Here is a 2038-nt window from a genome sequence, read left to right on the forward strand (position 1 = left end):
TTCCCGAAAAGTCGTACCAGTATGGTGATGTCGCCTTTCTGCTATCCATGAACTACGATATGATACGAAAGATATCTGGAACTTATGACAAATACTGGAGAGAAATTATCACATCTGCCCTGATAACCATAGTAGGACGAATCCCACTGGAATATGTCAAGCGTTATTACAGAAAAACTATTCTGTACCATTACTGGCCAAAATTGAAACTGGAACCAAAAAATATTGCATCCATGCTGCGGTACATAGCCTACAATAAACTGGCATTTGAAAATCTTGAGGATTACGATGAAAGCACACTTATAATGCATATTGAAATAATAATACCTGTATATGCCTTAAACGGGAAAAGCCGATATGCCCAGGAGAATATTACACTGGATATAGTGTTTGACCCCGTAATGATGAGGATACTTAATGTGGAATACTTTGTGGGATCAGAATATATGCTGTCCAGATTTCTATCCAGAACCGAAGAAGCTTCAAAATTCGAAGGTGTCCTTATACTGGATTCTTCCCATTACAGCACGAAAAATATCAACATATTAAACAAGGAGAAGAAATTTTTTATCATGGATATTCCACCTGAAGAAATAAAAAAAATTCTAGAAAAGTATGGCCATTCTGGGAAAATAATGTTAAAAAGAACATTTAACTCACTACTGAACAGGTATGTTTATTATCACAGCATTAACAGTGGCAACCTTCACTATTTCATTATGGACGATACATCTCATGGGGAACTGGAATTCATAAAGGCATGTAATGACAGTTCTATTATCATAGCCGTTTCAAATATGGATATAGACCAGAACCTTATATACCAGGCAATCAACATAAAGAAATTTATGTATTCATCCGTTTCCAGTTCTAAGTACCGCCTGGATTCCGACAGAAAAATGATTTCTGGAAAAATGGAACTTGACGGTTATATACTGTTCAACGTTATAACAATGAAAATGTACCTGTCCCTATACAGAAATACAATGATACCAAATCCAGGAAGGCATAAGCTTGTAGATTCCCTCATGATTGAACTGTCCATGATAAATATGTATCTGATAAAAGGGCAATTATACCTGCCACGGGTCAGCAAACCTATCATGTCTGATCTGAAAGCTGTCGGAGGGGGAATTGCAGACAAAATATTTTCAAAAGAACTCTTTACAGACATACAGGATAAGAAATAACTTATTGAAAAAAAATCATTCATTTTTATTTATTTGATCCTGCACCTGCTTATCAGCCATACCAGCTTTGTGGATCTGAGATGGATGCTTTCTAGCATATATCACTATGGCAATTGCCGATATTATAATAAAAACTATAGCTGTGATTATGGCATAGTCCACAGGATATGCAGGTGGAACAAAACTGTAGAACATAGCAATCGAAAGTATGATTGTGGCCACTGCCGGTATAATTGCGTGTGTCAGTACTTTGAATTCTTTTAATTTTTTGTAGGTTATACCGAGGCCGAAATTACTTAATATATGACCTATAAATAGTGCTGCTGATGATGCCGTGACCAGATAAAGGAAACCGTCTTTCGGTCCAATCAGTATTCCAGCCGCAAGTGAAACAATGTACGATACTGCTGCTATGATTATTATGGCTACATATGGTGTCTTATGAATGGGATGAACCTTTGAGAAAATCGATGGGCCAAGTCCATCCCTGCTCATAGAAAATATCATCCTTGAACTGGTGTTCAAAGGTGCAAGTGAACCGGCAAATAGGCTGTTAATGATAAATACAAATAGCAATATCGTAAAGGGAAGTCCAATAAATTTATCCGTCACTATTAGTCCCGGAACGCTTGACTGGAAAAATGTAGGCATCTTTGAAACACCCCATCCAACTGTGAGGGAATAAGATGTAAGAACAAACACAACTCCAGTAATTAGAAAACTTATAAGCAGTGCCTTTTTGATGTTTTTCCTGGGTTGCTTTGCCTCTTCTCCCAGTGTTACAACTGCCGAAGAACCTGACATGGAAAATATTGCCAGAACCATACCAACAGCAACAGCTGAAAATC

2 protein-coding genes are annotated in these 2038 nt (G+C 37.3%); one reads left to right on the forward strand and one right to left on the reverse strand.

Translation table 11 applies throughout. From position 1 onward, the window contains the following. On the forward strand, positions 1-1190 hold a 1190-nt coding region (locus AMDU4_RS09650; RefSeq protein ID WP_021787796.1), incomplete at its 5' end, for a hypothetical protein. 15 nt (positions 1191-1205) lie between these two features. Here AMDU4_RS09650 and AMDU4_RS09655 read toward each other — a convergent pair. Next, positions 1206-2038: amino acid permease (locus tag AMDU4_RS09655; protein WP_290704922.1), on the reverse strand; the 833-nt coding region annotated here is incomplete at its 5' end.

It is taken from the genome of Ferroplasma sp. Type II, from assembly GCF_000496155.1.